The 24918-nt window shown below is 45.7% G+C and carries 28 protein-coding genes and 1 tRNA gene; 7 read left to right on the forward strand and 22 right to left on the reverse strand.

What is annotated here, in order from left to right:
* Nucleotides 1-91: 91 nt before the first annotated feature.
* Entirely contained in the window at nt 92-613 is a 522-nt protein-coding gene (locus tag ACH10T_RS09940) for a cytochrome P460 family protein (RefSeq protein ID WP_394809124.1), read from the reverse strand.
* A gap of 94 nt (nt 614-707) precedes the next feature.
* The gene (locus ACH10T_RS09945; RefSeq protein ID WP_394809125.1) at nt 708-1073 is read right to left on the reverse strand and encodes a DUF6164 family protein; all 366 of its coding nucleotides are present in this window, start codon (nt 1071-1073) and stop codon (nt 708-710) included.
* A 139-nt stretch (nt 1074-1212) separates the two neighbouring features.
* Here ACH10T_RS09945 and ACH10T_RS09950 point away from each other — a divergent pair, with 139 nt between their 5' ends.
* Complete coding sequence (locus ACH10T_RS09950) at nt 1213-2049, forward strand: SDR family oxidoreductase (protein WP_394809126.1); 837 nt, start codon at nt 1213-1215, stop codon at nt 2047-2049.
* Nucleotides 2050-2059: 10 nt separating this feature from the next.
* Here ACH10T_RS09950 and ACH10T_RS09955 read toward each other — a convergent pair whose 3' ends face one another.
* Both ACH10T_RS09955 and ACH10T_RS09960 read right to left on the reverse strand, forming a co-directional pair.
* Complete coding sequence (locus tag ACH10T_RS09955; protein WP_394809127.1) at nt 2060-2560, reverse strand: hypothetical protein; 501 nt, start codon at nt 2558-2560, stop codon at nt 2060-2062.
* A gap of 65 nt (nt 2561-2625) precedes the next feature.
* Nucleotides 2626-2814: a DUF3460 family protein gene (locus ACH10T_RS09960; protein WP_394809128.1), complete on the reverse strand. Its 189-nt coding sequence runs from the start codon at nt 2812-2814 to the stop codon at nt 2626-2628.
* 386 nt (nt 2815-3200) lie between these two features.
* Between ACH10T_RS09960 and tsaD the strand changes: the two genes are divergently transcribed.
* Entirely contained in the window at nt 3201-4232 is a 1032-nt protein-coding gene (gene tsaD / locus ACH10T_RS09965; RefSeq protein WP_394809129.1) for a tRNA (adenosine(37)-N6)-threonylcarbamoyltransferase complex transferase subunit TsaD, read from the forward strand.
* Here the strand turns inward: tsaD and plsY are convergent, their stop codons facing one another.
* Complete coding sequence (gene plsY, locus ACH10T_RS09970; RefSeq protein WP_394809130.1) at nt 4233-4847, reverse strand: glycerol-3-phosphate 1-O-acyltransferase PlsY; 615 nt, start codon at nt 4845-4847, stop codon at nt 4233-4235.
* A 108-nt stretch (nt 4848-4955) separates the two neighbouring features.
* Here plsY and ACH10T_RS09975 point away from each other — a divergent pair, with 108 nt between their 5' ends.
* Nucleotides 4956-5324 carry a dihydroneopterin aldolase gene (locus tag ACH10T_RS09975; protein WP_394809131.1) on the forward strand — a complete coding sequence of 123 codons (369 nt, stop codon included), beginning with the start codon at nt 4956-4958 and terminating at the stop codon, nt 5322-5324.
* 210 nt (nt 5325-5534) lie between these two features.
* On the opposite strand, the gene ACH10T_RS09980 is transcribed toward ACH10T_RS09975, so the two are convergent.
* From ACH10T_RS09980 to ACH10T_RS10050, 15 genes are all read right to left on the reverse strand, one after another.
* A complete protein-coding gene (locus tag ACH10T_RS09980; protein WP_394809132.1) occupies nt 5535-7295 on the reverse strand; it encodes a hypothetical protein in 1761 nt (586 codons plus the stop codon).
* A 5-nt stretch (nt 7296-7300) separates the two neighbouring features.
* On the reverse strand, nt 7301-8014 hold the full coding sequence (locus ACH10T_RS09985; protein WP_394809133.1) for a hypothetical protein: 714 nt from the start codon (nt 8012-8014) through the stop codon (nt 7301-7303).
* Nucleotides 8015-8275: 261 nt separating this feature from the next.
* Nucleotides 8276-8956 (reverse strand): 7-cyano-7-deazaguanine synthase QueC, encoded by a 681-nt coding sequence (queC, locus tag ACH10T_RS09990; protein ID WP_394809134.1) that lies wholly within the window; start codon nt 8954-8956, stop codon nt 8276-8278.
* 22 nt (nt 8957-8978) lie between these two features.
* Nucleotides 8979-9635, reverse strand: coding sequence for a 7-carboxy-7-deazaguanine synthase QueE (gene queE, locus ACH10T_RS09995; RefSeq protein WP_394809135.1), 657 nt, complete (start codon nt 9633-9635; stop codon nt 8979-8981).
* 98 nt (nt 9636-9733) lie between these two features.
* Complete coding sequence (gene ybgF, locus ACH10T_RS10000; protein ID WP_394809136.1) at nt 9734-10624, reverse strand: tol-pal system protein YbgF; 891 nt, start codon at nt 10622-10624, stop codon at nt 9734-9736.
* 2 nt (nt 10625-10626) lie between these two features.
* Complete coding sequence (pal, locus tag ACH10T_RS10005; RefSeq protein WP_394809137.1) at nt 10627-11145, reverse strand: peptidoglycan-associated lipoprotein Pal; 519 nt, start codon at nt 11143-11145, stop codon at nt 10627-10629.
* A 25-nt stretch (nt 11146-11170) separates the two neighbouring features.
* Complete coding sequence (gene tolB, locus ACH10T_RS10010; protein WP_394809138.1) at nt 11171-12469, reverse strand: Tol-Pal system beta propeller repeat protein TolB; 1299 nt, start codon at nt 12467-12469, stop codon at nt 11171-11173.
* Nucleotides 12470-12517: 48 nt separating this feature from the next.
* Entirely contained in the window at nt 12518-13522 is a 1005-nt protein-coding gene (gene tolA / locus ACH10T_RS10015) for a cell envelope integrity protein TolA (protein WP_394809139.1), read from the reverse strand.
* A gap of 10 nt (nt 13523-13532) precedes the next feature.
* On the reverse strand, nt 13533-13946 hold the full coding sequence (tolR, locus tag ACH10T_RS10020; protein WP_292926850.1) for a protein TolR: 414 nt from the start codon (nt 13944-13946) through the stop codon (nt 13533-13535).
* A gap of 19 nt (nt 13947-13965) precedes the next feature.
* Complete coding sequence (gene tolQ / locus ACH10T_RS10025; RefSeq protein ID WP_394809140.1) at nt 13966-14646, reverse strand: protein TolQ; 681 nt, start codon at nt 14644-14646, stop codon at nt 13966-13968.
* On the reverse strand, nt 14643-15053 hold the full coding sequence (gene ybgC / locus ACH10T_RS10030; RefSeq protein WP_394809141.1) for a tol-pal system-associated acyl-CoA thioesterase: 411 nt from the start codon (nt 15051-15053) through the stop codon (nt 14643-14645). Before ybgC ends, tolQ begins: the two co-directional genes overlap by 4 nt.
* A 303-nt stretch (nt 15054-15356) precedes the next feature.
* The gene (cysM, locus tag ACH10T_RS10035) at nt 15357-16244 is read right to left on the reverse strand and encodes a cysteine synthase CysM (RefSeq protein WP_394809142.1); all 888 of its coding nucleotides are present in this window, start codon (nt 16242-16244) and stop codon (nt 15357-15359) included.
* Between the two features lie 131 nt (nt 16245-16375).
* Nucleotides 16376-16663 (reverse strand): ComEA family DNA-binding protein, encoded by a 288-nt coding sequence (locus ACH10T_RS10040; RefSeq protein WP_394809143.1) that lies wholly within the window; start codon nt 16661-16663, stop codon nt 16376-16378.
* 220 nt (nt 16664-16883) lie between these two features.
* Nucleotides 16884-18536, reverse strand: coding sequence for a hypothetical protein (locus tag ACH10T_RS10045; protein WP_394809144.1), 1653 nt, complete (start codon nt 18534-18536; stop codon nt 16884-16886).
* Nucleotides 18537-18576: 40 nt separating this feature from the next.
* Nucleotides 18577-19719 carry a Do family serine endopeptidase gene (locus ACH10T_RS10050; RefSeq protein ID WP_394809171.1) on the reverse strand — a complete coding sequence of 381 codons (1143 nt, stop codon included), beginning with the start codon at nt 19717-19719 and terminating at the stop codon, nt 18577-18579.
* A 73-nt stretch (nt 19720-19792) separates the two neighbouring features.
* Between ACH10T_RS10050 and ACH10T_RS10055 the strand changes: the two genes are divergently transcribed.
* Together ACH10T_RS10055 and ACH10T_RS10060 are read left to right on the forward strand one after the other, a co-directional pair.
* Nucleotides 19793-20539: a Nif3-like dinuclear metal center hexameric protein gene (locus ACH10T_RS10055; protein ID WP_394809145.1), complete on the forward strand. Its 747-nt coding sequence runs from the start codon at nt 19793-19795 to the stop codon at nt 20537-20539.
* Nucleotides 20540-20769: 230 nt separating this feature from the next.
* Nucleotides 20770-21969, forward strand: coding sequence for a murein transglycosylase A (locus tag ACH10T_RS10060; RefSeq protein ID WP_394809146.1), 1200 nt, complete (start codon nt 20770-20772; stop codon nt 21967-21969).
* 56 nt (nt 21970-22025) lie between these two features.
* Here ACH10T_RS10060 and ACH10T_RS10065 read toward each other — a convergent pair whose 3' ends face one another.
* Complete coding sequence (locus ACH10T_RS10065; RefSeq protein ID WP_394809147.1) at nt 22026-22748, reverse strand: DsbC family protein; 723 nt, start codon at nt 22746-22748, stop codon at nt 22026-22028.
* Nucleotides 22749-22779: 31 nt separating this feature from the next.
* Entirely contained in the window at nt 22780-23949 is a 1170-nt protein-coding gene (locus ACH10T_RS10070; RefSeq protein ID WP_394809148.1) for a UbiH/UbiF family hydroxylase, read from the reverse strand.
* Between the two features lie 264 nt (nt 23950-24213).
* Here ACH10T_RS10070 and ACH10T_RS10075 point away from each other — a divergent pair.
* Together ACH10T_RS10075 and ACH10T_RS10080 are read left to right on the forward strand one after the other, a co-directional pair.
* Nucleotides 24214-24289, forward strand: a tRNA-Met gene (locus ACH10T_RS10075).
* A gap of 202 nt (nt 24290-24491) precedes the next feature.
* Entirely contained in the window at nt 24492-24857 is a 366-nt protein-coding gene (locus ACH10T_RS10080; protein WP_394809149.1) for a hypothetical protein, read from the forward strand.
* Nucleotides 24858-24918: the final 61 nt, after the last annotated feature.

Genomic DNA, 24918 nt, shown 5'->3' on the forward strand with positions numbered 1-24918 from the left:
ACACCCAATCTTTCATTTTTGAAAAGGAGCGCTGCTTCATTGAGAAGACAATCCGTACTAACAAATTGTCTTCTCAATTCATGTGGATTTATTATTTTTTCACGAAATCAACCAATTTCTGATAAGTGAACAAGTAATCCTGAGCTTGTAGTGGTGTATGGCATTGCACGCAATTCAAATCATTACTTTTTGCAGTACCATCCGGATTGTAAACAGCAAATCCCCAGTCACCAGTACGATTTTCCTTTGGAAAAGCGGCATCCCAATTATTTCTCTTTTCCATCACAGCAACTGCTGACAGCGAATCAATTTCAAAGGTACCGTCACTACCTGCAATCGGCTTGCCATTCGCATCTTTTTTTGGCGTATATATTTCCATAATCATGACAGCACCGGAAGCGCTCATATTTCCTTGTGTATAACTAGAAATCGCAACTTCGTTGGCATACAACTTGGCAACTTGTGTCTGATTCGCGCGATTCATAGTTGCATACTTTGTAAAGGTTTTTTCATAACCTTCTGGAAATTTAACATGTTCAGGATCTCCACCCGCATGGGCGTAAAGCGGAGCTATGACAAGTACTGCGGCAACTGCTTTCAAAGTAAACTTCATATTTTTCTCCTTCTTAGAATGATGTTTCTGGATTTGGACTACTATCATACCGCATTCGATGAATATTGATGATCGGGTTACTATTTTCGTCCTGTTATTTAGCAAGATCAAGGACCAGCGTGACAGACAAGTAAATGACCAACAACGCAAGTGCCAAATGGATCGTAAAATGCACAGGATTTTGCATAACCGCATCTATGAAGGTTTTATTCTTTCCTTCCCGTTTTAAGCGAGCATAATCTTCCCGCATTCTGACCGTTCGTTCATCTTGATAAGCATTGAGTAATGCTTTCGCCTTCTCAAACTGATCATCATCGCTGAGCCATATTGCCGGCATTGACACACCCCAGTTACCCGACGATGTTTCATAAAAATCAATCGCATTGTTGGCTAACAATTCGCGCACATCATTCGTTTCATCATCGGATACGCCATTAAGGCGGAATAAAATTTTTGCCATAAACAGTCTTTTCTTATGTTATTTTCTACTATCGAAAGGTTTGTATCGCTAATTGATGCTATCTTTGCATCGAATCTATTGTCAAGTTATGAAAAATAGCCAATACAAAAATTACACATCCACAGGTTAATCTGAGCAAATGAAAAAAACCATACTCATTACAGGATGTTCAAGCGGGATCGGTTACTGTGTAGCCAAAGCACTGCATGAACGCGGCTATCGTGTGTTTGCTACAGCCAGAAAACGGGCAAGCGTTGAAATGCTCCTGGCGGAAGGCCTGGAAAGCTTCCGCCTGGATTTAACCGATTCAAACTCGATTCACTTTGCTTTTGAAGAGGTCATGCGCCGTACGGATGGTGAACTGTATGCCCTATTTAATAATGGCGCATACGGCTTGCCGGGTGCCGTGGAAGATTTGAATCGCGATGCCTTGCGTGCACAATTCGAGACCAATGTCTTTGGCTGGCAGGAACTCACCAATCTGGCGATACCGGTCATGCGCCGCCAAGGCTACGGCAGAATTATCCAGAACAGCTCGGTACTGGGTTTTGTTTCTCTGCCTTTCCGGGGTGCCTACAATGCTTCCAAATATGCCATTGAGGGGCTCAGTGATACCCTACGGCTGGAGCTACGAGGCACTAATATTTACGTCAGTCTGATTGAGCCGGGGCCGATCACCAGTCAGTTTCGCATGAATGCCGTCAAGGCACTGGCAAAATATATCAACATTGAAAACAGCTTTCACCGTGAAAAATACCAGGGTGTATTAGCGCGCTTGAACAAGCCGGGTCCAGCCGTTCCCTTCACACTCCCGCCTGAAGCTGTACTCAAACGGGTAATCCACGCATTGGAAGCTACCAAACCGCAGCCACGCTATTATGTGACATTCCCCACTTACCTGTTTGGCATTCTCAAGCGCATTTTAAGCTCACGTGCATTGGATGTGCTGCTGGCCAAATCCGGGAATAACAACTGACAGGATTTGGTTACGGAACCAACGGTTTGGTTGTAGAAGCTACGCACAATTGCAGAATTTTCCAGGCTATATTACCCATGAAAGAATCTCCCCTCAGGGATGCGTTGACCGTTGTGTCATCAATTGTTTGTAGCATCAGGGCAAACGCGTAAACAGATTTGTCATTTTCACCGCGCTGCGCGGCTGATAAAATTTCCGGGACCGGATTACCGTAGATGAGAATAGCGTCGGGATTCGAAGGTGCATAAGTCGAATAAACGTTATGCAGATACCTTGTATCGTATGCATGAATTTCCGATGCTTGCATATCCGGATATTGCCGGTTTCTGAATTGCAGGACATGCATAAATGACCTGCCATCGGACTGCAGTTTATTAGCCACACAACTCGCAAGAGCGGAATGCTCACCCACAAAATTTTCTTCAAAAAGCTGAGCTTTTTCTTTTGAACCGGATAAGTTCGCACATGCCACTATGAAGAATACGGTTAACAACATAATCAATATCTTCATAACAAACATTCCTGAAAGAAACAGAGCATGATACCGGATTACAAGAACCGGATCTTTACAAAACACTATCCATTGAAATAAACATAGGGTTTCATTGGAACTGAAGATTCATTAAATTCCTTTTTTTCTTCTCTATTCTGATTTTTATCCCACCACATACTTCTTGCGGCCAATCGCTGTTCCTGCACATGTGGATTCTTCTCCAGAAACTCACGCATAAATTTTGTGTGCTCAGATTCGTAACTGTAATCCATAATTTCCCTCCCGACGCTTTAATGCAAAAGCCGAACTTTAGCACAGACATGATTTTCTAAATAGCCCAGGTTTCTCAATTCATCTCGTAATCACTCTGATTGCCTGCAGCAATGCTAGAATGGCAGCAAAACATTTTATAACCTGCCAAGAACAGAACCAACTTGAATATTTCTCCTCAACAAGCTTCTCACAAACTTATTTCTGGATTGGAAAACACTAACAGGCCGCTTAAGAAAGTATTTGTAGCAGCCGATGCACGGCAAAAACAGGTGAAAAAGCACAGCTTATGCATGATAAATGAGCATCTTGAGCCCATTTTTAACACCGCAGCGGCAATGCAGATAGTTTTTCAACGGCCTGCTAAGCCATTCCATCATTTTTCCTGATGCTAGTTTTAGGCATTGAAACTTCTTGCGATGAAACCGGAATCGCACTGTTTGACACAAAACGTGGCCTACTGAGCCATACGCTTTATTCCCAAATAGAAATGCACAGTGAATATGGCGGTGTCGTTCCTGAGCTTGCATCGCGCGACCATATCCGCCGTGTACTGCCCTTGATCAAGGAAACATTGCTTGCAGCCAAATGTGAATTGCACGAAATCAACGCTATCGCTTATACACAAGGCCCCGGTCTGGCTGGCGCGCTTTTAGTCGGCGCCAGTATTGGTGCTGCACTGAGTTTTGCACTAAAAATCCCTGCACTGGGCATCCATCATCTGGAAGGGCATCTGTTATCGCCGCTGTTATCCACACCGGCGCCGAACTTTCCATTTATCGCGCTGCTGGTTTCGGGAGGCCATACGCAATTAATGCAAGTGGATGCGGTCGGACACTATAAATTGTTAGGTGAAACGGTTGATGATGCAGCAGGTGAGGCTTTTGACAAAACCGCAAAATTACTCGGGCTGGGTTATCCGGGCGGCGCCGCCTTATCAAAATTGGCCAAACAAGGCCGGACAGGACGATTTAAACTTCCGCGGCCGATGCTCAATAGCGGAGATCTCAATTTCAGTTTTAGCGGACTAAAAACTGCGGTGCTCACCCTGATCAACAAACAGGAAATCACGCAACAAACCAGCGCGGACATTGCTTTGGCTTTTCAAGAAGCGATTGTGGAAGTATTAACCGAAAAATCACTGACCGCTCTATCGCGTACCGGTCTTACGCAACTGGTTGTCGCCGGAGGTGTGGGCGCCAACGATCAATTACGTCAGAATCTCAGCAGCAAAGCCTCTGCAAAAGGAGCGACCGTTTTTTATCCGGAACTTGAATTTTGCACCGACAATGGTGCCATGATTGCCTTTGCTGGTGCAATGCGATTGCAAACTTCGCCTGATAAAACCTGGCCACCGGCAAGCAGCTTTACCGTCAACGCACGTTGGAATCTGGAAATGCTTGATGAACCGGATGATTGATCAAAAACCGTGGAATTTTTTCTCGCCGATACGGCCTTCTTTCCCCGCCAGCAAATTGACGATATTTGACCGGTGACGCCAGATCAGCAGCAGTGACATCGCCGAAACGGCCAGCGTCCCGGCTTCAAAACCCAGCAAGACGACGCTAAACAGTGGCGCCAATACCGCCGCGATCAAGGCCGACAACGACGAAATGCGCCAGGTGAACGCAACCGCCAACCAGGTCGCCATCGCCAGCAACCCCAGCCACACATTCAAACCGAGCAATACGCCGACCGCAGTCGCCACGCCTTTACCGCCCTGGAAACGCAAAAATACCGGAAAAACATGACCCAGAAATACTGCCAATGCGGCGACAGCAACCCCTTCATCCCCAAGATTCCAGAGTGGAGCGTAATGTTGCGCCAAAGCCACCGCCAACCAGCCCTTACCGGCATCACCCAATAACGTCAAAACCGCCGCAGCCTTCTTGCCGCTACGCAAAACATTGGTCGCCCCCGGATTCTTTGAACCGTAGGTGCGCGGGTCCGGCAATTTAAAAATCCAACTGGACACCACGGCGAAAGAAACCGACCCCAGCAAATAGGCCAACAGAGCAAAAACCAATATCGTCATGAGTATTCGCACCACCTGAACAAAATAGAATAGAATCCCGTATCGCTCACATCCGCAAGACTTCCGGAAGCTCCCGAATAACCCGCACATTTTAGCGCTTAATCACCAATGGATATTATTTTTCTGCACGACTTCAAAGCCAAAACCTTAATCGGCATTTACCCGTGGGAACGCGTGGTTCCGCAAACGATTCAATTGGACCTGGAAATCGCATTGCCAACCAGCCGTGCATGCCAATCCGACAACATAGCAGATGCTTTGGACTATGCGTTGATCATAGAAAGAATTAACGAGATTTTGGCCAACAAACACTTTTCCCTGTTGGAAGCCTTGGCCGAACATATCGCGCAAACCATTTTGACAGAATTTAAATCGCCGTGGGTTAAGATCAGCGTTGCGAAGCTGGGAATTATTCGTGGAGTAAAGAAACTGGGGGTATGTATTGAGCGGAGTGCTGATGTCGCATCAGCGCAATAAAAACATAATTTGTACTGGCTCAAACTTGATCTGACAGTTTTAAAAATTAACCTGGATTGAATCTGATCTTTTACTGAGGCGAACCAAAAAAACCCGATGACATCTGGCACTCCAGCCATCCACCTTTTGATCTCATTGCTGCCACTTAGACTTCAGTTCTGATCGTTGTCTTCGCCTGGTGGCAGACAGTCTCGGATGTCGCACGACTCTTTATCCTGAAATGAATTCATCGGCAGCATTTTTGATAATTCTTGAGCGTACATCCTTGATGTACGGAATCTTCATCAATTCGTTGCGTTTTGCTTGCACGATGGAACCTACCGTAGGAAATTTCGGCCGGACTCGGTCCTTTAGTCGGTCGCTAACTGATAAACCATCTATAGATTCCTCTAGTAGTGTACTTACAATCGAAGTGGCAATTATTTTGTTGCCGCATTCGCTACAGAATTTGGCATTCTGCGGTAGAAGAGCTGAACAAATTGAACAAGTTTCGCTCGGGAGCAAAAGTGAAGATAAATATGTCTGAATTTGGCTATCCGAGGATGAAAATTCACGATAATCCGTTACGCTTAGGCGTGAGATTGCATCTGCGGTTTTAGAAGTGTCGAAAGCCTTTTCAGTTGCCATAAGAGCTAAGTTAATCATGTATCGTGGGCCAGTACCGCTAGCAATCTTGACTGTTCCGAGTTGCGATACCATTCCAGAATAACAAAGGATATCGAGAGCCAACTTAAGATTCGGGGACATATCCCGCTGCACTGTAAAAAACGCAGATTGATAGTTGCTTTTTGTCTTCCGATGATTCTTGGATCTGATTTCCGGGATTATGTAGCCTCTGAGCAAATCTAACCCGATACGGATATGAGACGCATACTTTGGCAGGCGCTTTGACAAACTCTGGTGGTATGGAATAAGTGCCTGATCAACATAACTTTGTACTGCTAGGCCAACGGTTCTTTCTGATAGGGGATTATTGCTGGCAAGCGCACTGTTCAAAATATGCAGAAGGGCTCGAGGATTCCCATTTGATAGGTCAATGCATAAGTCAAGCTCGGCACCTCTTGTAAAAATCTTCTTTCGCAGGGTACTAGTTTTTGGCAACCGCTTTTCAAGAATCGAGCGAAAATGCTCACGATTCTCGCGGCGACCAGATTCGCCAGGGTCAAATCTAACAACCGGCAACACTATTGCATCTTGACCAATCTCGAAGTTGCGTCCGTAGTTAGTCACTGTCGGATATACAGCTGCCTTACACGCTACTTTTCCACTGTGAAGCAGCTTGAAGATTTCAAAGAAAATGTTCTGTTGAGTTGAGATGAATGTGTGCGCAGCCTCGTCAAAAAAGAACAAAATCTTATTCAATGAGAAAAGCTCAGCCACCTCCCTAATGATATTCACAAGGAAGCTGGTGTCCTGAGCCTTAGCCAGAAATTCAGTTCCAATCTGGTTGATAATATCCGTCTGACTGACTTTGCTAAAAGCGAGCTTTTGCAGCAGATGAATCTTTTCTTCCAGCATCGCTTTAGTTTCAAGTACGGACGAAATTCCAAAGACCCGTTGATATGGGTCCGCCCCTCCACTCTTTGCAATAAGATTTAATGCCAACATCTTCTCGTGCAAGGCTTCGAGAATTTTGATATTTACCCAAATTTGGAATGCATCCCGCTCATCAGCCTTCACCCCTTCTAGCAATGTACTGGTCTTGAAATTGACATATACACCTAGCTTCTTGTCCGTTTGAAAAGTGTTATCCAGTTCAATTTCAGCCATTCTGAGGAGCATGGATTTACCCACTCCACGAGCACCTTCAAGGAGGTTTGCACCGCCCCCCTTCAATGCATCTATAATGCGTCGCTCAAAATCACCAAGCACGGAAATCTGGCGGATCTGTTCGTAGAGCAAATCCTCGCACCGTACAGTCTGCAGGAGATCGTCACCAGTAATCTGAGTCTGTGTCGTCGGGGCATTCATGTGCTTTAGATTCTCTTAATTTGCGGGAAGGCAGATTTTATAAGGAGTTCAAGACCCCGGAACCGAGCAAACAATAGCAAAATGACGATATTTTGTGCTTCTGCTATTTGTTTCAGGTGCTTCTCTATCCCGTTTTTGTCCGGTGAAAACCTTTCCGGTGAGAGGGGGGGTAGTCCAGAAACTTTCCCATGAACTGTGTTACTGAGCTCCCGATAGATTCTTTGAAAATCTACTTGGTTGCAGATAGGGGATACTGATTCTTCTCCCTGCAATTGCGCGATGTACTCAAGATAGCCAACAGAGTTTAGGTGAGCGACCATAACTGAAAAACTCAAATCCTGGTCCTTATGGCTCCAGCCCCAATACTCATGCGGCAGGTCCCACATGTAAACCGTGGCCAAACCAAGCTCAAATGCACGGCGAACTGACATCCGTGCCGGCACAATCAAACCAATCGCGCACAGGTACATCGCTAGGGAAAAATCGGTAAAAACCTCATCCAAAATCTCTTTGCAAATCCTTTTTTGCCCTTCACTTTCACAATAGTTTATAGACAAGATACCTCTTATCTCGCTAATAATTCGAGAATTGAGATCAATCGTATCTAGCAGAAGGCTTGTTTCCGCTCCTATGGAGAGAACATTCTGGTTAAATTTTGCATGAAGCGTGCAAAGGATATCTTTTACCGGTTGTCTCGGTGCGTGACTTACAGTTGTCAAATTAATTTCCAATCAAGGCTATACAAAAAGCACCAATCGTAATAATTATAACCTCATAGCCTAAAATGCTCACACAAGTTTTGCCACGTTTCGGCCAAAAAGCGGACTGACAATTGCAAATAGAGCAGCTTTTAGATGACACAATTGTCGTTCGATAGTCTTCTTTCCTATGTGTACGAGTGTCTCTTTGTAGCCGGAAGAAGGCATTTAGTTGATCCCAACTCCACAACCCCTAATTAAACTCAGGTCAATTGTAATTACTCATGAGTTAACCAGATAACGTGTTGAATCGATTGCGCCTGCCGCAGTAAATCCAGCACGCCGGATACGACAAGAATCACAAACACCACAAGCTCGTCCCAGCTCATCAGCCTGATAACAAGAAACGGTTAAACTGTAATCGACACCTAAAGCAATTCCTTCCTGGATAATCTCTTTCTTGGTCATATGCAAGAGCGGTGCATGAATGGTCAGTTTTTTGCCTTCAATGGCTGCCTTGGTTGCCAGATTCGCCATATTTTCAAAAGCCGTAATGTATTCCGGGCGGCAATCCGGGTAGCCGGAATAATCGACTGCGTTCACACCGACGAAGGTATCTTGACTATCCAATGTTTCAGCCCATGCCAACGCCAGCGACAGCATAATGGTATTTCTGACGGGCACATAAGTGACGGGGATATTTGTTTTCTCTCCAGAAGTTGGAATTTCAATTGAGCGGTCTGTGAGCGCTGATCCACCGAATGTTGTCAGATCGAGTTTGATAACTTGGTGGACGTAAGAACCTAAAGCTTGAGCGACTTTCCGTGCTGCTTCTAATTCTGATCGATGCCGCTGGCCATAATCGACACTCAAGGTATAACACTCGAATTGCCTGTTCCGGGCTATCGCCAGTGCGGTTGCAGAATCTAATCCGCCGGATAGTAATACCACTGCTTTTTTCATGCGCTGATCAACTTTACAAACTTCAACGTCCCGGCCCCTCTCCCCACAGCAGCTTATGCATCTGAATCTGCATCCTTACCGGCAAGCTGTCGCGCAATATCCAGGCTGCCAGTGTCGCGGGATCCAAGCTGCCATAAACGGGTGAAAGCAAGATTGGACATATTTGCTGTAACTGCCTGGTATGAATGATTTCGCAAGCCCATTGATAGTCTGTCTCATCGCACAGCACGAATTTGATTTCGTCATGTTGTTTCAGATGAACAAGATTGGACCAATTATTTTTAGTTACTTCACCCGAACCCGGGGTTTTGATATCCATAACTTTGCACACACGCACATCTACTCTGGATAAATCCAATGCGCCGCTGGTTTCAAGTGATACGGAATACTGTGCATCGCATAATGTAGTTAACAAATCCAAACAAGCTTTCTGCGCTAAAGGCTCGCCTCCGGTCACGGTTACATAATTCGTTTGATAGCGAGCCACCTGGTTCAGTATTTCTGCTATCGATAGATTCTCACCACCGGTAAAAGCATAGGCAGTATCACAGTAACCGCAGCGCAAAGGGCAACCCGTCAAACGCACAAAAACCGTTGGCAAACCGACTCGACTGGTTTCACCTTGTAACGAATAGAAAATTTCACTGATACGCAAGGTTGTTGTCTCTAACGCTTGCATAATGATTGATCGCCTGGATGAAGAAAGAAGCAGATTATATTACTTTGAAGGTAATGCAGAAATCAACAATTGGCAGACTATTTGTTCAAGCAAGGAGTTTATTTGATGTTAGCCAAGCGTTGCTTGGCTTTTTTTGCGGCGTCACTATTCGGGTATTTTGCCAGCAAATTTTCTAACGTATGTTTACTCGCCTTGCTATCGCCCATTTCCTGCTGGCTGCTAGCAATATTCAGAAATGCATCCGGCACCTTGCTGCTGTCTGGGTACGTGCTAATCAATTTTTTCTGCGCATTGATTGCCAGTTGATAATCCCGCAGTGCGTAGCGCGCATTGCCAATCCAATAAGCAGCGCCAGGTGCCAAATTGGATTGTGGATAACTCCCCAGGAAGCTTTCAAATTGTGCAATAGCGTTTGCATATTCACCGTTTTTGAATAAGTCATACGCTTCTTTATAGGCGCTATTTTCTGCTGGACCGGCGGGTGCTAGTTCATTTGCTGATGCCACCGTTGCATCGGGCGCGCCGGAAGAAGCAGCAGTTCCATCGGATGATAAAGTTTCCGGCACCACTAAACCAGCAGGCGGTGCCGCTGTCTGTTCTTTGCCCGAGGTACTATCGGAAAAGCTTGCTGGCGCTGCAGGAGCGGAAGAACTCTTCTTACCAGGTTGTTCAATCTGGCGCAACCGATTGTCCAAATCAATATAGAAATCCCGCTGCCGCTTCTGTAATAAGGCATTGTCGTTACTCAGCATTTCTATTTGTCCGTTCAGTTTTCCCAATTCAGCCCCAAGCGTTTCAACTTGTGCATAAAGCTGAAGTAACGCTTGGCTGTTCAGTGCCTGCTCCATCTTAGCAATACGCGCTTCCATTTCACTGACTTGCTTACGTAATGCGGTAATCTGTTCGCGTGCTTCATCATCGCCAAACAAAGCTGCATAACTAACATTGCAGCTCAGCAACAATAACAGTAAGAAAGCGCGTATCAGCATCTTTATTCACCCCGGTAGAGAATATCTGTGCGGCGATTCTGACTCCATGCCGATTCACTATGTCCCAATGCGCGCGGTTTTTCTTCGCCCAAGCTGACCGATTCAATTTGCTCATCGCGTGCGCCCGCCAAGGTCATCATATTTCTGACGCTATCGGCACGACGCTGCCCTAACGCAAGATTGTATTCACGGCTACCACGATCATCGGTATTCCCTTGCAGAATTACGCTGGCGCTCGCATTATCACGCAAGAACTTGGCATGAGACAGAACCAACTCTCTGTATTCATTTTTCACAGAGTAGCTATCATAGTCGTAATAAACACTACGCTTAGACAAAATACTATTAGGATCCTGCAGTTGACTGAAATAGCTTGGTTTGCCAGAGCCTGCTCCTGTCAAGTCACTACTCCCTGAACCAGCACCCGCACCTGCTGTGAGATCTTCAACTTCAGGTTGCGTGGTTTGGCTGGCGCAAGCTGATAACAGAACAATCAATGAAATACCTAATAATTTCCTCATTTATAACTCCTTTAAATTAAAAACATTACTTCCAAGTTGGTAAAGGACCCCATGCTGGCTCTCTTATATCACCTGTTTGTACTGAAAGATGCTGCCTTGTCTGTCCATCCCTGGAAACTGCGGATAATATACCATGCCCGTTAATCTCAGTTGCATATAAGATCATCTTGCCGTTAGGCGCAAAACTAGGCGATTCATCAAATTTGGAGTTTGTCAGTATTTGTACCTGTCGTGATCCAATTTCCTGAACAGCGACGTTAAACTGACCATTGTTCCGATGGATAAAAGTAAAACTTTTACCATCTTGACTATAATCCGGGCTGACATTGTAGCTACCTTCGAAAGTAAGCCGCTCAGCATTACTGGTTTCAGTAGCGGTTACGGACATTCGATAAATTTGCGGACTGCCGCCACGATCGGAAGTAAATAAAATATATCGGCCATCAGGTGAAAAGTTCGGTTCCGTATCGATCCCAGAACTTCTGCTTAATCTTTGCAAGCCACTTCCATCAGCATTCACCAGGAATATTTGCGATCCGCCTTGCCCGGTCAATACAACAGCCAGTTTTTTTCCATCGGGAGACCAGGCTGGCGCACTGTTACTGCCTTTAAAGCTGGCAACCGCCCGACGCTCACGCGTCGCTAATTTTTGCACATAAACAATCGGCTTTTTGTTCTCAAATGAAACATAGGCCAATTGATTGCCATCGGGTGACCAAGCAGGAGAAATAATCGGTTCTGAGTATTCAATGATGGATTGGGCGTTATAGCCATCCGCATCAGCGACCTGAAGCGCATACTTATTGCCGCGCTTCAACACATAAGCAATACGGGTACTGAATACCCCCACATCGCCCGTCAATGCTTCGTAGATAACATCCGCAATACGATGCGCCGCCATACGCAATTGTGCCGTAGGTACCGTGATCGCCAAACCAGTCAATTGCGATTTTTTAGCGACATCCATCAAACGGAATTGAATCTCCACCTGATCGCCGGATATCGGGACTACACGGCCAATTATTAATGCATTAGCGCCACGATTGGCCCAGTCAGCATATACGACTTCCCCAGGTGCGTGCGGCGACAGGCCAGCAGGATCAACCAGTTTAAACAAGCCAGTCCGTTGCAAATCAGCACTAATCACTGGCGTAATACTTTGCTGAAGTTTATTTTCATCAGCAAAAGGAACAATAGCAATAGGAATGCGCGACGCTCCGCCACCAAAAATCTCGATATTCAGTTGCGCGTACACGGGCGCACTGATCAGACATAAAAGCAGAATCAATGCACGATAAATAGGTTTGGGCCGATGTAATGACATAAGTATTAAATTTTCAAATAACAAAAAATTCCCCATCGATTATAACAATCATTCACGATAATGCACCGTAATGTTCAAATTACGAAATTCATTAAATAATGCAGGATCAGGCGGTAGCGGTAATGGTTTTGACAAAAAGATTGCGCGCTCAACCGCATTATCAAACGCCGCGTGCCCGCTACTCTTGCTTAACCTGACATCGAGAATATCACCGCCTGGGAGCAGTGTAACGTTGAATTCAGCAACCGGATTACCCGGCAAATCCGGTGGCATCACGATTCTGCTCTTTATCTTGGCAAGAATCAGGGCTTTATATTTCGATATCTCATTTGTTACCTGATTCCTTGCCGCAGCTTGTTGTGCAGCGCGTTTCGCATCGGCTTCCCGCTGTGCTTTTGCTTCCCGCTCACGTTGCTGTTGTGCGGCCAGATCTTTTTCTTTCTGTTTCTGCAGTTCCTTCTGTTTTTCCAGTTCTTTCTGCTTTTCTAGTTCTTTTTGTTTATCCAATTCCTTTTGTTTATCTAGCTCTTTCTTTTTTTCAAGTTCTTTTTGCTTCTCTATATCTTTTAATCTTTCCTGCTCTTTAATTTTTTCTTGTTCTTTTTTCTTTTGTTCTTCCAGATCCGGCTTAGTCTCTTTAATCGGCTCAGGCTTCTGCTTCAACGCGATATCGGGTTTTTTTACAGGTGGTTCCACAACTGCTTTCTGTGGCACAGGCTTGACCGGTTCAGGCTTAACCGGCTCCGGTTTGGCTGGTTCCGGTTTGGGCGGCTCTGGTTTAGTTGGCTCCGGCTCCGGCTCCGGTTTAGGTTTGACGGGCTCTGGAACTGGTTTAGGTTGCTTTGGAGGCGGTTGAGTTTTGACTGGTTCCTGGATAGGCTTAGGTAACTCAGTCCATATATCGACAACCATGCCTTCTGGTGGATGGTCCTTCCAATCCAAACCAAAAATCATTATCGCAACGAAAATAAGATGTACCAGTAGCGCCAGTACACCAGCCAATAATATTCTAGGTTCGGAAGGGGATGAATTGCGTAAGATGCTCACACTCATTACATATCGTTCATTTTTGTTGAGCCAGCAAACCCACTTTCTGCACTTGATTCTGCTGCAGAATATCCATTACTTTAATCACTTCTTCGTAACGCACATTTTTATCAGCTGCAATCACGACCGGTTGCTCAGCATTTTGCGCCTGCTTTTGTTTAATGGCTTCAATCAATTGGTTTCTGTCTACTTTCTGTTCTGCCGCTGTTTTGGCACGATCACGCAAAGTCAGACTGCCATCTGCCTTAATGATCACTTCCAGAGGCGCTACTGGTGTCGCTAAGGATTTACCAATTTGCGGTAACTCGATCTGTCCATGGTTAATCATCGGCGCTGTAATCATAAAAATAATTAACAGTACCAGCATCACATCAATGTACGGCACCACATTGATCTCATTCATTAATCGATGTTTGGCACGACGCGCCATAAAATCCCCTCAGTTCTTTCTATTCGGCTGCTCGCCGTTGCAACACATTGGACAATTCTTCCATAAAGCTCTCAAACCGTGTTGCCAGTTGATCCGTTCTGCTGGCGTAACGGTTATAAGCAACTACCGCCGGAATTGCCGCAAACAATCCCATCGCTGTTGCTATCAAGGCTTCCGCAATTCCGGGTGCAACATGCGCAATGGTTGCTTGCGTAACGCTGGATAAGCTGCGGAAAGAATTCATAATTCCCCAGACGGTGCCTAACAAGCCAATATAGGGACTGACTGATCCAACGGTGGCCAGGAATGACAAGTGAGATTCCAGATGATCCATTTCCCGTTGATAAGTAGCGCGCATGGCTCGGCGGGTGCTTTCCATCACCGCGTCAAGATCAGATCCGGCCGGGTGCTTGTTAAATTCACCAAAACCGGCAGCAAATATTCGCTCCAAACTGCCCGACTCATAACGTGAACTGATGATGCGTTGATGCAATGCATTCAAATCGACACCACGCCAGAAAATATCCTCGAATTCATCTGTTTTCTTTATTTCATAGCGTATGACGAATAATTTACGAAAAATAAACCACCACGATGACAGTGAAATCAATACTAAAATCAACATCACCAGTTGCACCAGCAAACTGGCGCTACTGATCAGATGAAGAAATGACATGTCTTGTGTTACTGTTGTACTCATGCGAACTTCCCAATTTTCTCACGTAATGGCACAGGGATACTCACTGGTTTGAGCTTTTCTGCGCCGACACACACCACATGGATCGTGGCACTCACTAGCTTGACATGGTTGCATAATATTTCCTGAGATAACGTGATACGACTCCTGCCTATCTCTGCAACTGCTACCGTCACATTCAACAAATCATCCAGTATTGCTGGCTTGAAATAATCAATTTCAAGCGAACGCACCATGAACAAGATCTTATGAATTTCAATCAATGAATTGACATTAAATCCCAACTCCCTGAGCCATTCATAGCGTGCCCGCTCCATAAAATTCAGGTATGTTGGATGATATACCACGCCACCCGCATCAGTATCCTGATAATAGACACGAATAGGGAGTGAGAAGTTATTGTTTAACATTCCGAGCTGGATACCTAAATTGTACTGATACTTTGCGTATCATTATTCAGATGGCTAACAGAATCTGATTCTGTGCATTATTAACCTGTTCCAGCGTCATGTTATAACTACAAGACAGCAGGACAGCCTGATGTAAAACCTGGATATTTTATTCTAATAACGAACTCAGCCAATTCTCTTACGTCTTGCGTAAGCGATACAAATTATAAATTATAAACGTTGCCTGAATGAACTTTATTGCAAAAAATTCTGTGTCGCACTGACTTAAAATTGAAGATGCACCCAATTACCGTGCAAATTTCTCTAAGCAGGAAAAACCCCGGTAGACAAATAACGATCGCCGCGGTCACAAACAATCAACACAATCACCGCATTCTCAACTTGAGCGGATATCCTTAACGCAGCCACCAAGGCACCACCTGATGAGATACCCGCAAAAATTCCCTCTTCACTGGCCAGCCGTCGCGTCAGGTCTTCAGCTTCATTTTGAGAAACGTATAACAATTCATCAACCTGTTTTGGATCATATATTTTAGGCAAGTAAGCCGGGGACCATTTGCGAATACCTGGAATTTGCGCCCCTTCTTCCGGCTGCACACCAATAATTTTAATCGTTGATTGCTGTTCTTTAAAGAATCTCGCACAACCCATGATCGTACCGGTAGTTCCCATACTACTGACAAAATGTGTAATCTTTCCTTGGGTATCCCGCCAGATTTCTGGCGCCGTGCCTTCGTAATGCGCCAAAGGATTATCCGGATTAGCAAATTGATTAAGAATTATCCCTTGTCCTTCATTCTGCATCTTTTCCGCTAAATCCCGCGCATGCTCCATACTTCCTGCTTTTGGAGTGAGTATAATTTTTGCGCCGTATGCGCTCATGGATTGCCGCCGCTCTATACTCAAATTCTCTGGCATGATCAATACCATGCGATAACCCATAATTGCGGCAGCCATTGCCAGCGCGATACCGGTATTGCCGCTGGTTGCTTCAATCAGCGTGTCACCCGGTTTAATTTCTCCGCGTTTCTGCGCATGAGAAATCATCGACAACGCCGGCCGGTCTTTTACCGAACCGGCCGGATTATTACCCTCGAGCTTGGCGAGTATGACATTACTGGTTGCTCCAGGCAGGTGCTTAAGTTTTACTAAGGGCGTATTACCAACAAAATTCTCAATCGTTTTATACATGAGCGCTAATCTTATATTAGATCGTTTGAGATTATCACACATGCGGCCTGCAATGAAACACTGCACTCATCCAAATAAAAACCCCCTCTGAATTTTCTTCAGAAGGGGTTTTTTAATCTAAAACAAAAACATTACTCCGGTTTAGCTGGAGCCTCTGCACTTTTCTCACCTTCTACGGTAACCACATCACGCAGTTGTTTGACAGTTCCAGAACCAATACCACTGACCTTTTCCAAATCATCTATCGAAGCAAAGAGACCGACTTTCTCACGATACTCAATGATCGCTTTTGCTTTGGCAGGGCCAATCCCTTGCAGAGCTTCCAGCTCAGTTTGCGAAGCTGTATTGATATTGACAGCTGCAAATGCAGTGCCGGTAAACAGGAACATTAGAGCCATTATAAGAAAAAATTTCTTCATAGAATCTCCTTTATCAAATACAAACACTGATGCATGAAACAAAAAACGCTTCAGTTTTTGTGGGTTAGAAAATACCCGCATACATAACTCGAAACCGCTATGCACACCGGCAAAAGTGATAACGGATTCAGCAGGAATTAATTTAACCGCACATGAATCATCTATATTTCAGATACTTGACTATACAGTCTGTGAAGAAATTGAATAGAGCCGGGGTTAATCAAGCGTTACGAAAGCGTGAATGCTTGACGATCAGAATCGTAATCAGCGGCAATACAAATCCAATAATTGTGACGGTAATCAACAGATGCCCTAACTCGCTATAGTCTGCCGGAATAGTCACTTGACCTGAAGCAATATCTTTCACCTCACGTTTCACTTCATACAATTGGTTGAGATACTTGGTTCCCAGTTGTGAAGCCGACAAGGCCAAGTTCGTAAAGGATGCCATCACCGCAAAAAATGTAGCTTTAAGCTTTTCCGGTGCAGAATTTGCGATCCAAGCCAACATCGGAATCATAGCAATCTGGCCCAGCGGTGATTCCAGTGCGGTATCAATCAGCGCAATGAAACGCGCATCGACTACGCCCCCCGTTACTGAAGCAGTCCACTCATGCAGACCAAAATACATGCCAATAATCGGCGCCGAAAGGAAGGTACCGACGATGGTAAGAAAGCCGATGATGTATGCAATCGAGCGTTCGGCCATAAAGCGGCGGAAAATAAACATGCCGAATAGTGTCAGTACGGCGCCAACTAAAGACAATACGGCGAGAAACTGCTGATCAAAGTCCAATGTATCAATCATCCACCAGGTGGAACCGGCACCCGGCCCGGGAATCGCACGAAATACGAATATCATAACGGCTGTACCGACCAGCACATTACGCGCATCCGGTTCAAGCTCTCCAGTCAATCGCCACATCAGAAATATCACGATTGCCATGGAAATAATAAATACGATTTCTTCTCCACCGGATATACGGCTCAGACCGACACCCAGTGACAGGACAGTAAAAACCAATCCCCCGCCCAGAATCCACCAGTTAATGGATGGTGGCTCCGAATGAAGACCCAGCAATACACCTGCTTCCTGCCGGCTATGACCTTGAGCAAGAAAACGTTTCATGTCACGCCGCTGCAACCAGGATGCGAAGACCACACCAAAAATTGAAACTAGCGGAATAATTAATGCCAATTGATAAACAAATAAATAGACAGCTTCTTTCTCAGCTTCTGGCAGCGTTCCAGCATCACGTAACAAAAAAACATTGGCGATGGATACCAGCACACCCCCGCCGATGATGGCAACACGCCCCAAGGTTTGCATGGTGACATGCATCAATTTCCGTTTATCCGGGTCCAGCTTCTGACCATTCTCATCGACACGCGGCACTGCTTCAACGGTCATCGCATCTGCCACCACATCCTGTAAAACATAACCAATCGGAGCCAGTAAAGCCGATATAACAAACCAAGTTTCAACCGAAGCCATGGCTGCCATCGCTTCGGTATGCCCAAGCAATCCGATCATGATCAGCAAGCTCAGCATGATCAAACTGGCCCCTAGATACACCAACAAACCCTTCCAGCGCCATACCAGATCAACCAAATGGCCCAAAGGCATTTTCAGCGCCCACGGCAACATCATCCAAAATCCAAGCATGGCTAGAAATTCGGCGGAGAGCCCAAGCTTTTCCTTCACGTAAAATGTGCCAACAATACCTGTCAGACCGGAAATACCTGCAGCCACATAAACCATCAGCGGTGGTAAATAAGACAGCCGCATTTCACGCCCTAATGCAAAAATATTAGCGCTAAACCATTGGGCAATCACGGATAAAAATCCGTTAGCTGGTAATAGATTCTTCATAAATTTTAGCTTGCTTCAGATTTGATTTTCTTGAATGCGATTACTGTTGTTTAGGCCGTATACCTACTGTGACTTGGATTGTTTTTTCCTGCTTATTGCGGATCACAGTGACTGCAACCTTGTCATTGGGCGACAATGCCGCAACCCGATTCAGCATGTCTGATGAATTCTTCATCGGCTTACCTTCGACAGCTATGATGATATCGCCAGGTTTGATACCCGCTTTGTCTGCCGGACCATCTCTGAGCACACTCGCCACCAAGGCCCCTATCGGACTATCCAGACCAAATGATTCTGCCAGATCCTGCGTCATATCCTGCATGCTGACACCCAACCAGCCTCGGGTCACGCTGCCGGACTGGATAATTTGTTCCATGATCTGTTTAGCAACATGAATAGGAATGGCGAAACCAATACCGAGTGAACCACCGCTGCTTGAATAAATCGCCGTATTAATACCGATCAAATTACCCGACGTATCGGTCAGTGCCCCCCCCGAGTTACCTGGATTGATCGCCGCGTCGATTTGAATAAAATCTTCAAAAGTATTAATCCCAACCCGGCTCCGGCTCATTGCGCTGACAATACCCATGGTAACACTTTGCCCGACGCCAAAAGGATTTCCTACTGCCAGTACAACATCGCCCACTTTAACCTGCTGTGACTGGCCAAAAGTTATGGCGGGTAATTCTTCCAGTTTTATCTTCAGCACTGCCAGATCTGTTTCAGGATCCGAGCCGATAATACTTGCTTTGGCTTTTCTACCGTCGACCAAGGCAATTTCTACTTCATCCGCAGCTTCCACCACATGATGATTGGTCAATATATAGCCGTTAGGACTGACAATCACGCCAGAACCCAGGCTTGATGTACGCCGCGCTTTGGACTCAGATTGTTCGCCAAAGAATCGGCGAAACATGGGATCATTCAGCAACGGATGAGAAGGTTCTTCTTTTATTTCTTTACTGGTAAAAATGTTGACAACGGACGGCATGGCTATTTCGGCCGCCTTGGAATAACTGTCCGATCTTTCCGTATCAACGACAGGCGCGGCCTCTTTGACCGTCACGATTTCCCCCCGGGGTTTCCAGGGAAGCAATTCAGGCCGTAGCGTGGAGATCACAAAAAAAATAGCCAGCAACACTGCTGCCGTTTGTGCAAAAATCAACCAGAGTCTGTACATCAAAGCGTGTTACTCCAAAATTAAAATTATTGCGGCACTATTGATAGTAGTATATGCGCGAAGGAGAAAATCAATGCATCGAGATGAGTTGGAAAACCATCTGAATCAATTACTGGATATACCCCGCTTCCATGATTATTGCCCAAATGGCCTGCAAGTGGAAGGGCGCAGCAACATTCTTACCCTGATTAGTGGCGTTACGGCCTCACTCGATCTTCTGCAAGCAGCCGCGACAGCCAAGGCAGATGCCATTCTCGTTCATCATGGCTATTTCTGGCGCGGAGAAGATACACGCATCACTGGCATAAAAGCCCGCCGCATTGCATTGCTTATGCACCAACAAATCAATTTATTTGCCTATCATCTGCCGTTAGACGCGCATCCGCAGTTTGGCAACAATGCACTATTGGGAAAGAAACTGGGATTTATCGAAACGGGTCATTTTGGCGATCAGGACATCGCAGTACAGGGAGAATTAGCCCAAGCTACAACCCTGAGTGCTTTGGGTGAAAAAATATCACGGACTTTGTTACGCAAACCGAAGATAATCGGCGATCCCGATAAAACTATCCGGCGCATCGCATGGTGCACCGGTGCCGCGCAAGGCTATTTTGAAGCAGCGATCCAGCAAGGTGTTGATGCCTACATCACTGGTGAAATCTCAGAGCAAAATGTTCATGCTGCACGGGAATCCGGTGTCGCATTTATCGTTGCGGGGCACCATGCAACGGAGCGTTATGGTGTACAAGCATTAGGTGACCACATTGCACAAAAATTCGGTATCCAGCATCAGTTTATTGATATTGAGAATCCGGTGTGACGGGACATAATCTGGCAATATTTCAATCAGAATATATAATAACGGGCTGAATAGCTGCTATCTATCAGTCTTTGTTTTCATCATCCTTCTTTTTTTTACCTGAAAACATGGTCCACCAGACGACAAAAAGCAATAATCCTAATACCACAGCTGCTTCGACTGCAAGTAACCACATAATTTAAGTTTGCTATAAAGTTAAGAAACCAAGCTGTCACTTTAACCAATATTTGATGAAAAACCAATTAAGTTTTATTGTAGCTGCTTCGTTCCTGTTACTCACTGCCTGTACGACCGGAACAATCAGCCCCACCTTGCCACCGAGTCAGCCGACCGTAACCGTCACACCACCGCCCGAAAAACCGCTGACAAAATCCATCCATAAACGCGCTCAATGGTCTGCGCTAAATGGCTGGACGGATGATGATCTGTTACCTGCATGGCAGGCTTTTTTGAAAAGTTGTACGGTTTTAAGCAAACAACCGGTCTGGAAAGAAAACTGCAAAGCGGCTACTGCACTGCAAAAACCCAATAACACAACGCTGAGAATTTTTTTTGAAAGCTACTTCACGCCCTATCAGATTATCAACACCGATAACAGTGAAGAAGGATTAGTGACAGGCTACTACGAACCGCTTCTCAAAGGCAGCCGAAAACCCTCCAGCCGTTATCGCTATCCGATTTATGCTACACCTAATGAACTTCTGACCATAGATTTAGGCGCAGCCTATCCGGAGCTTAAAGACCTGCGCCTGCGTGGCCGAGTGGATGGGCGCAAAATAGTCCCTTATTACAGCCGGGCAGAAATCATGACTAACCCGAAAATATTGAACGGTTATGAACTCTTGTGGGTGGAAGACGAAGTGGAATTGTTTTTTCTGCACATCCAAGGTTCCGGTCGAATCGTTTTCGATAACGGAGAAATGATAAAAATAGGCTTCGCCGACCAGAACGGCCATCCGTATAACTCTATTGGTAAACTTCTGGTACAGCGCGGCGACTTACCCTTGGAAAAAGCATCCATGCAAGGCATCAAGCAATGGGGGCAACAAAACCCGAGTAAGTTGCCTGCGTTGTTGCAACAAAACGCACGTTACGTATTTTTTCGTGAACTACCCGCCGATTTATCCGGCCCGATCGGCGCTCTGGGTGTGCCATTAACAGCCGGGAGGAGCGTCGCCATCGATCCGCTCTCAATCCCGCAAGGCGCACCGGTATTTCTGGCAACCACCTGGCCAAATACCAACAAACCCTTGAACCGGCTCATGGTCGCACAGGATGTCGGCAGTGCCATCAAAGGCGGAATCCGCGCTGACTTCTTCTGGGGATTTGGCCATGAAGCGGGTAATCAAGCGGGCAGAATGAAGCAGTCGGGGAAAATGTGGGTGTTGATGCCTCGTGGCTATACGCCCCCTGCATTGACGCAGCAATAAAAAAAGCTTGCTGCATTACTCCAGCAAGCTTTTTTAAGCATGTTCAACTTGAAACTTTATTTGCTCTTACTTGCACTTTCCAGTTTTTCTTCAATCGCTGTCGCCGGAATCATGCCGCCCACAACCGAGCCATCTGCAAAAATCAAAGTTGGCGTGCCGCTTACTTTATTCTCTTGACCAGACTTCACCAGTACGTCCAAAGGTGTTTCGCAATCTTTACTCGTTGGCGCAACACCTTTCAGCATAAAATCATCCCAAGCTTTAATTTTGTTATCTGAGCACCAGATCTTTTTGGATAACTCCATAGATCCTTTGAGCACCGGATACAACAAGGTATAGATCGTAACATTCGTTACATTGAGCAATTCTTTTTCCAATTGCTTGCAGTATGGGCAATTAGGATCAGTAAAAATCGCCACTCGGCGCTTGCCATCGCCTTTCACGACCTTGATCGCCGATTGCAACGGCAAAGAATCTAGCGGAACACGGCGAGCAGCCTTAATCTCCTGTATCCGTTCACTGGTCATACTCGTCCGGGTCTTGGTGTCGATCACATGACCAAAGAAGAAATAACTGGCTTTATCATCGGTATAAAACACCTCATCACCAACAACCACCTCATACAACCCCAAATAAGGCGTTTTCTTCAAGCTTTCAATTTTACTATCCGCGAAATGGGGTTGAATAGCCTTTCTTAAAGCTTCTTCATCAGCCCAGACTGCTTCAGAAAAAAAACCAAATACCAAGATTGAAATGAAAAGCTTCCAGCGTATAGTCATAATGACTCCAGTTTTAAAAATGTAATGTAATTTAATTTAATGCGTGCTGCATCAGTTGATTCTTAATCAGCGGCAAGCGATTGGTTATTTCAAGCCCTAGATTCCGTAATCGGGCCAGCGTCGGATTGGAATTGTTGAATAGTTTCTGTAAGCTATCGGTCACTAATTCTAAAGCCAATATATCTTCCTTGCGCGCCAGCTCGTAACGCCGCAACAACATAAAATCACCACAATCTGTTTGCAATCCCCGCGCACTGAGTATCGCTGCAAGTTCCCGTGTTTCCCGCAAACCCAGGTTAACACCCTGTCCAGCCAGCGGATGAATGCCATGCGCTGCATCACCGATCAGTACCAGTCGTGGCTTAACTAATTTTTCCACATGCACAAAATTTAACGGGAAACCCACCGGCGGTGTAATTAGTTGCAATGCACCCAGCGTATGCGAAGCGGCGGCTTCCACCTGTCGACAGAGATCTTCCGCCGGTAAATTGCGCAGTATCTCCGCCTGTTCTTCACTGGTAGACCAAACCATGGAAACTCGCTTATCCGGTAACGGCAGCAACGCCAGCACACCATCCCGCCTGAACCACTGATGCGCAATATGACGGTGCGACAATTCCGCGCTAAAATTTGCCACCACACCAATCTGGTTGTAGGCATGTTGTTTCACATCGATTTCAGCTTGCCTGCGCACCCAGGAATTTACGCCATCCGCACCTACCACCAATGCAGCCTGAAGCTGACTGCCGTCCGCCAATTGCACATCGACATGCGACTCCTGCCAGACAATTGCAGTACATTTTGCTGGACACAGTATTTGTATATTCTCGTTCGGGGATTTGAGCACTTCCCAGACGGCTGTTTGTAGCTGGCGATTCTCCGCGATAAATGCCAGCTCCGATATGCCAATCTCATACGCGCTAAAATTAAGGTGCGAGCTATTGTCATCACCAAATACCGCCATCTCATAAACCGGTGCCACACGTTCAGCTTCCAAGCGCTGCCACACCCCCAATTCTTCCAGAAAAGCCGCGCTCCCCGGGCTAATCGCATAGACCCGGCTGTCCCAACTCTCATCTCGCGGCAATGGCATGGACTCATGCGGCTCTATCAACGCTATTTTCAAGCCACTATCCTTCAGCGCAGCCACCAGGCTTGCCCCAACGAGTCCGCCACCAATCACTATCATATCGAATTTCATAAAACTGATTATACAGCCGCTTTGTAACGGACGGGTAACACAAACTGCATACCCGCTGAACACGGGACTCTATTCATAACAGCCGACGAATCCGATGTCCGCGCATCTTCGTCAATAAACTTTAATCACCCACATTGATTTAAAGCGCAAATGAACTGGCTTCAATCCCATGAAAACACGCATAAACCCTTGTCAAGTCACATTTTTGAGCTTGACAAACCATCCCCTCAAAGGCAGAATGCCGCCTCTTGCGTCTATGCATATGGCGAATTAGCTCAGTGGTTAGAGCAGCGGAATCATAATCCGTTGGTCCCCAGTTCGAATCTGGGATTCGCTACCAATACAAACAAGGGATTGGCCTAAATAGCCAATCCCTTTTCTTTGCCGGGGTTATATGGATCCTTGCCACCATCCACCGGATTGCAAGCTCTGGTATGACGTTTTCTCAATTACTTTCAATAATAAACTGCCATATCTATCAATATAAAGACTAAAATGAACAAAGTAGCAGAAAATTTAATTATCTATGGATTATTTTCTCGATGAATAAGAAATTCTCTATTACATTAATAGCAGCAATCCTATTGCTTAATGGATGCGGCGCAGTAAGAGAAAACAGAATCAGACAAGATGTATTATCTGACGCCAGCATGCCGGAAGAAATACGTAGGGCGATCGATCTAAAGCAATTAGTCGCTGGTATGACACAAGAACAAGTGATAGCTTCCTGGGGACTTCCTTGTAAATGGTGTTTTGGAACGCGCAAAAGTGCCAGTGGAGACACATGGGAATACCATCTTCCTGGATCGGATTCTGTAATTGTTGGCGCTGATTTTTTGGGTGTTGGAACCGGAACTTATTTGTACTTTGATAGCAGCCAGAAACTTAAGCATTGGTCCCAAAAATAGAACTGATATTCCGTTCCAGAAGGCAGTCCGAAAATCTTTGCCTCCTTCACCCCTTAAATTG

Source organism: Nitrosomonas sp. (assembly GCF_043753625.1).
Classification (GTDB): domain Bacteria; phylum Pseudomonadota; class Gammaproteobacteria; order Burkholderiales; family Nitrosomonadaceae; genus Nitrosomonas.